Below are 6,000 nucleotides of genomic sequence, written 5' to 3'. Positions count from 1 at the left end.
ATACGGACTGACGCCTGCCCGGTGCTGGAACGTTAAGGGGACCGGTTAGCTCACTTTCGGGTGGGCGAAGCTGAGAACTTAAGCGCCAGTAAACGGCGGTGGTAACTATAACCATCCTAAGGTAGCGAAATTCCTTGTCGGGTAAGTTCCGACCTGCACGAATGGCGTAACGACTTCTCGACTGTCTCAACCATAGGCCCGGTGAAATTGCACTACGAGTAAAGATGCTCGTTTCGCGCAGCAGGACGGAAAGACCCCGGGACCTTTACTACAGTTTGATATTGGTGTTCGGTTCGGCTTGTGTAGGATAGCTGGGAGACTGTGAAAGCCATACGCCAGTATGGTGGGAGTCGTCGTTGAAATACCAGTCTGGTCGTGCTGGATGTCTAACCTGGGTCCGTGATCCGGATCAGGGACAGTGTCTGATGGGTAGTTTAACTGGGGCGGTTGCCTCCTAAAGGGTAACGGAGGCGCCCAAAGGTTCCCTCAGCCTGGTTGGCAATCAGGTGTTGAGTGTAAGTGCACAAGGGAGCTTGACTGTGAGACCGACGGGTCGAGCAGGGACGAAAGTCGGGACTAGTGATCCGGCGGTGGCTTGTGGAAGCGCCGTCGCTCAACGGATAAAAGGTACCCCGGGGATAACAGGCTGATCTTCCCCAAGAGTCCATATCGACGGGATGGTTTGGCACCTCGATGTCGGCTCGTCGCATCCTGGGGCTGGAGTCGGTCCCAAGGGTTGGGCTGTTCGCCCATTAAAGCGGTACGCGAGCTGGGTTTAGAACGTCGTGAGACAGTTCGGTCCCTATCCGCTGTGCGCGTAGGAGTCTTGAGAAGGGCTGTCCCTAGTACGAGAGGACCGGGACGGACGAACCTCTGGTGTGCCAGTTGTTCTGCCAAGGGCATGGCTGGTTGGCTACGTTCGGGAGGGATAACCGCTGAAAGCATCTAAGCGGGAAGCCTGCTTCGAGATGAGGACTCCCACCCACTTGATGGGGTAAGGCTCCCAGTAGACGACTGGGTTGATAGGCCGGATATGGAAGCACGGTAACGTGTGGAGTTGACCGGTACTAATAGGCCGAGGGCTTGTCCTCAGTTGCTCGCGTCCACTGTGTTAGTTCTGAGGCAACGACCCCGTATGTGTGTGTACGGTCCGGTCGGACTTCATAGTGTTTCGGTGGTCATAGCGTGAGGGAAACGCCCGGTTACATTCCGAACCCGGAAGCTAAGCCTTACAGCGCCGATGGTACTGCAGGGGGGACCCTGTGGGAGAGTAGGACACCGCCGAACAATTCTTGGGAAAACCCCCGTACCAGAAATTGGTACGGGGGTTTTCTGCGTTTAGGGTCTAGTCATGCGTTATGACCTTGTCATCTTCGACAACGACGGCGTGCTCGTCGACAGCGAGCCCATCTCCAACCGGCTCCTGGCGGCCTACCTCACCGAGCTCGGGCACCCGACCTCCTACGAGGACTCCCTGCGCGACTACATGGGCGCCGCCATGCACCGCGTACACGACCTGGTGGAGGAGCGGACCGGGCAGCGGTTGCCGGTGGACTTCGACGACGTCTTTCACGGGCGCGTGTTCGCGGCTTTCGAGCGGGAGTTGGTGCCGGTGGCCGGGGCCGTCGGGGTGCTCGAGAAGCTTGTCGCGGACGGGGTGCCGTACTGCGTGGCGTCCTCCGGTAGTCATGAGCGGATTCGGGTGGGGCATCGGACGACCGGGCTGGACCGATGGTTCGACGATTCGCGGATCTTCAGTTCGGAGGACGTGGGTCGGGGGAAGCCGGCGCCGGATCTGTTCCTGTACGCGGCCGAGCGGATGGGTGTGGCTGCGGAGAAGTGTGTCGTCGTCGAGGACAGTCCGCTCGGGGTGCGGGCGGCCGTCTCGGCCGGGATGGACGTCTACGGGTTCACGGCCATGACGCCCGCCGAGCGGCTCGCAGGGGCCACTCAACTCTTTTCCGACATGGGGGAGTTGGCCGGCCTGCTCGTATGACCTCGGCCATCCCTGGGGCACTGACAAATGTCATGCGGGGCTCCGGACGTTCGTTTCCAGGCCGATGATGACCGTCGGGCTCAAGCCGTTCCTGGTGAAGGGGGATGCGGCCAAGGAGGCCGCCTGGGAGCGGCTCGCGGGTGGCTTTGGGGCAGGGGCGGCGGCCCTCCGGCGGTCGGAGCGGGCCTTCTCCGTCGTCTGGGGAGTGGTGCTGCTCCCGGAGTGCGTCGTGCGGATCGTGGGTGCGTACACCGTGCCGGTGGACACCATGGTGTGGCTCGGATCGGTCGTCATGATCGTTGCGATGGTGATCGCCTTCGTGGTGAGCGGCGGACTCGCCGCCGAGCCCATGCAGCGGCTGATCGCCGCGCAGGTGGAGGCGGCGGCCGTCTCCACCGTGAAGCCCGCGGCCGCCGTCGCCGCCTGACGGCGCGGCAAATCAAAGCTGAGGGGAATTCATCTTTGGCTTGATCTACCCACGAGTACGCCGGGGCCCTACGCTCGCCGCCATGACAGAAGTGCTGCGGCGCGGTAGGGCCTCGTTGGCGTTCGGTTTCTTTGCGCAGGGGGTCGCCTTCGCGCTGCTCGTGACGCGCATCCCGGCCATCCAGGACCGGTATGGGGTCTCCGATGCGCTGCTGCCCGCCTTCCTCGCCGCCGTGCCGATCCTCGCCGGGGCCGGGAGCGTGACGACCGAGTATCTGGTCAAGCGAATACGGCCCAGTCTGGTGCTGCGCTGGTCCCAGCCTGTCGTGCTCCTGGCGCTGCTCGGGGTCGGGGCAGGGGACCGCATGGTGGAGTTGGGGGTCGCGCTCGCCGCCTTCGGGCTCGCCGTGGGTGCGCTCGACGCCTCGATGAACATGCTCGGGGTGAGCCTGCAGCGGACGTACGGGCGCAGCATCATGCTGAGCTTCCATGCCGCGTACAGCCTGGGTGGGATCCTGGGGGCCTCGCTGGCCTGGGTGGGCGCGCACTGGCATGTGGCGTTGTTCCTGTCGTACCTGCCGGTCGTGGTCCTGCTGCTGCCGGCCGTTCTGGTCGGGAGCCGGTGGTACGTCGACGGGGATCCCGCGCCTGCGGAGAAGGAGGGCGGCGAGGCCGGGCCGTTCGTCTTCAAGCTGCTGCTCCCGCTCTGTCTTGTGATGACCTTCGCGTACATCGGGGACTCGACCGTCTCCAACTGGAGTGCGAAGTACCTGCAGGACGTGCTGGGGAGTTCCGAGCAGTTGGCGACCGTGCCGTACAACGTGTACATGGTGACCACGCTGATCGGGCGGGGTATCGGGGACTTCGGGGTGCGGCGGTTCGGGGCCGCGGCGGTGGTGCGGGGCGGGGCACTGCTGGCGGCGCTCGGGTTCGCGGTGGTGGCGGCGGCGCCCGGGGCGTGGGTCGGGATGCTCGGGTTCACGCTGCTGGGGCTTGGGCTGTGCGTGCTGGTGCCGCAGACCTTCGCCGCGGCTGGACGTCTGTTTCCCGGGGCGTCCGATACCGCCATCGCGCGACTCAATGTCTTCAACTATGTGGGCTTTTTGATCGGTTCGCCGTTGGTGGGGGCGCTGGGGGACGCGTGGAGCTACCGCGGGGCCATGCTGGTGCCGATGGTGTTGGTGCTGGTGACACTTGTGTACGCCCGTTCGTTCGCCGCTCAACCGGACCGATACGGTGGCGGGCATGAGCGGCCGCGCACAGCTGATGTGGGACGAGGCAGTAACGGGCTATGACTTCGGACCGGAGCATCCGATGGACCCGGTCCGGCTTGCCCTGACCTGGAGGCTCGTCGATGCCTTCGGGCTTGATCGTGAGGTGGACGTCGTCGCGGCGAAGCCGGCGGGGGACTCCACGTTGCGGCTCGTCCACCGGGAGGACTACATCGAGGCCGTGAAGGCGGCTTCGGCGGATCCCGGCGCGGCGGACATGTCGTACGGGCTGGGGACCATGGACGATCCCGCCTTCGCCGGTATGCACCAGGTGTCGTCGTTGATCGCCGGTCAGTCCGTGGGGGCCGCGGAGGCCGTGTGGCGTGGCGAGGCGCTGCACGCGGTGAACTTCGCGGGCGGGCTGCACCATGCGATGCCGGGGGGTGCGTCGGGGTTCTGCGTCTACAACGACGCCTCGCTGGCGATCGCCCGGTTGCTGGAGCTCGGGGCCGAGCGGGTCGCCTATGTGGATGTCGACGTGCATCACGGGGACGGGGTGCAGGCGGCGTTCTGGGACGATCCGCGAGTGCTGACGATCTCCCTGCACGAGCATCCTCGGACCTTGTTTCCGCAGACGGGGTGGCCGGAGGAGACGGGGGCGGAGCGCGCGGAGGGCTCGGCCGTGAATGTCGCGTTGCCGGCGGGGACCGGGGACGCGGGGTGGTTGCGGGCGTTTCACGCGGTGGTGCCGGAGCTGATCGCTGATTTCCGGCCGCAGGTGCTGGTGACCCAGCACGGGGCCGATACGCACTTCGAGGATCCGTTGGCGCATCTGGCTGTTTCGCTGGATGCGCAGCGGGCTGTGCAGGTCGCCTGTCATGAGCTGGCGCATTCGTACGCCGACGGGCGGTGGGTGGCGCTCGGCGGGGGTGGATACGCGGTGGTGGAGGTTGTGCCGCGGTCCTGGACCCATCTCGTGGGGATTGCGGCGGGGCGGCCTGTGGAGCCGGAGGCGGTGATTCCTGAGGGGTGGCGGCAGGAGGTCTTTGCTCGGACCCGTCAGTTGGGGCCGGTGCGGATGACTGATGGGCGGTGGCCTGTGTCCTGGGCGGACTGGGAGGACGGGTACGACCCCGCGGATCGGTTGGATCAGGCTGTGTTGGCCACTCGGCGGGCGGTGTTTCCGTTGCGGGGGTTGTTGGCGTGAGCGGTTGAACAAGTGCGCGGGGATTGGTGCGGGCCGCCGGTGGGTCGCGCAGCCCGGCGCTGACGGGTGCCGCCTGCGCCCACCCTCCCCCACTCTCGACTTCGCTCGAGTGGGGGGACCCCCATCGCCCCAGGCGGCACTCATGCCCGCAGTCTGACGGCGTGGCTGCGCATGCCGTGCGTTACGCCAACTGTGCGGTGTTTCCCGGTTCCCGTGCCTGCCCCTTCGCCCGTCCGTCACCATCGCTGACGTGTTGAGCACCGGCGCGCTGCGCGCTCATCTGCTTGCTGCTCGGCTTGCTGGGCCTGTGGCGACCTTGCGGGAGGAGAGTCTGCGCAGCTATCGGCTGTTCGCGGCTCGTGACCCCCGGGTACTGATCGGGATCGATCCTGAACGGTCGTGGGGGTCATTGGAATTGATCGAGTTGATGGCTGACAAGTGTGGGGTTTCGGCCGATCCGCAGCACACGGCCGGCCACGACGTGATCGATCCGGAGCGCACGCTGGCTGCCCTCAACGCCTTTGCGGAACGGCTCGCGGCCGCCGCGCAGGGCCGCGCGCCCGTGCTTCTCGGCACCGGGCACCCGCAGCGGCTGCTCGGGTTCTACGCCGCTCTGGCAGACGCGCTGTCGGCGGCTGGATGTACCGTCCTCACCCCGGCGCAGGGTCGCTGTGTCGACATAACGACCCGGTTCGGTCTACGCACGTACAACCTTGACTACGTACGAGGAGTCGCGCTCGTCCGGGAACCCGGCGTCGCACGCCCCGGTAGTGAGCCCGGCGCACACAGTCACTCGCCCCTCCCGGTTCGGACGGCCCTGGCCGCCGCGGCCGAGCAGGGCGGGCCGTTGCCCGAGCTTGTCATCGGGGATCACGGGTGGGTCTGCGGAGCAGGTCAGCTGGGGTTTGAGGCCATTGGTCTCGCGGATACCGATGACCCCGCGCTCTTCGTGGGCGAGGTCGAGGGGTCCGTGTCCGTCGTCGTTCCACTTGATGACGCTGTGCGGTCTGATTACTACCGGCCGCTTACCCGCTACGTACTCAATCGAGCGTGTCTGTCACAGTAGGCCGCCGATGGGTGCACCTCTTCCCCACTCGCATCACCCGCCCCTACATTGGGGAGTGAGCACGCAACGACGAAGAGTCACCGGAAGGGGAAGC

At 66.0% G+C, this 6,000-nt stretch carries 4 protein-coding genes, 2 rRNA genes and 1 pseudogene (1 of these 7 cut by a window edge); all 7 read left to right on the top strand.

All coding sequences use genetic code 11. From position 1 onward, the window contains the following. Positions 1–1,091 (top strand): 23S ribosomal RNA (locus tag ABZO29_RS19965); it begins 2,031 nt to the left of the window's first position. Positions 1,092–1,170: 79 nt separating this feature from the next. After that, positions 1,171–1,287: ribosomal RNA gene (gene rrf, locus ABZO29_RS19960) — 5S ribosomal RNA — on the top strand. Positions 1,288–1,351: 64 nt separating this feature from the next. Beyond that, on the top strand, positions 1,352–1,996 hold the full coding sequence (locus ABZO29_RS19955; protein WP_367321548.1) for an HAD family hydrolase: 645 nt from the start codon (positions 1,352–1,354) through the stop codon (positions 1,994–1,996). 52 nt (positions 1,997–2,048) lie between these two features. Then, positions 2,049–2,423: pseudogene (locus ABZO29_RS19950) on the top strand (VC0807 family protein); the annotation flags it as partial. Between the two features lie 82 nt (positions 2,424–2,505). Further along, positions 2,506–3,717 (top strand): MFS transporter, encoded by a 1,212-nt coding sequence (locus ABZO29_RS19945; RefSeq protein ID WP_367321547.1) that lies wholly within the window; start codon positions 2,506–2,508, stop codon positions 3,715–3,717. After that, positions 3,668–4,840 (top strand): acetoin utilization protein AcuC, encoded by a 1,173-nt coding sequence (locus ABZO29_RS19940; RefSeq protein WP_367321546.1) that lies wholly within the window; start codon positions 3,668–3,670, stop codon positions 4,838–4,840. Before ABZO29_RS19945 ends, ABZO29_RS19940 begins: the two co-directional genes overlap by 50 nt. 250 nt (positions 4,841–5,090) lie before the next feature. Beyond that, a complete protein-coding gene (locus ABZO29_RS19935; RefSeq protein ID WP_367321545.1) occupies positions 5,091–5,906 on the top strand; it encodes a phosphatase in 816 nt (271 codons plus the stop codon). Positions 5,907–6,000 lie beyond the last annotated feature (94 nt).

The organism is Streptomyces sp. HUAS ZL42 (assembly GCF_040782645.1).
In the GTDB taxonomy this organism is placed as follows: Bacteria; Actinomycetota; Actinomycetes; order Streptomycetales; family Streptomycetaceae; genus Streptomyces.
The sequence above is the reverse complement of the archived record's forward strand: the minus strand, read 5'-3'. Positions and strand labels throughout refer to the sequence as shown.

Excerpts from the sequence above, each read along its gene's own strand:
- ABZO29_RS19940 (WP_367321546.1), top strand. The coding sequence starts at position 3,668 with ATGAGCGGCCGCGCACAGCTGATGTGGGACGAGGCAGTAACGGGCTAT.
- ABZO29_RS19945 (WP_367321547.1), top strand. The coding sequence starts at position 2,506 with ATGACAGAAGTGCTGCGGCGCGGTAGGGCCTCGTTGGCGTTCGGTTTC.
- ABZO29_RS19955 (WP_367321548.1), top strand. The coding sequence starts at position 1,352 with ATGCGTTATGACCTTGTCATCTTCGACAACGACGGCGTGCTCGTCGAC.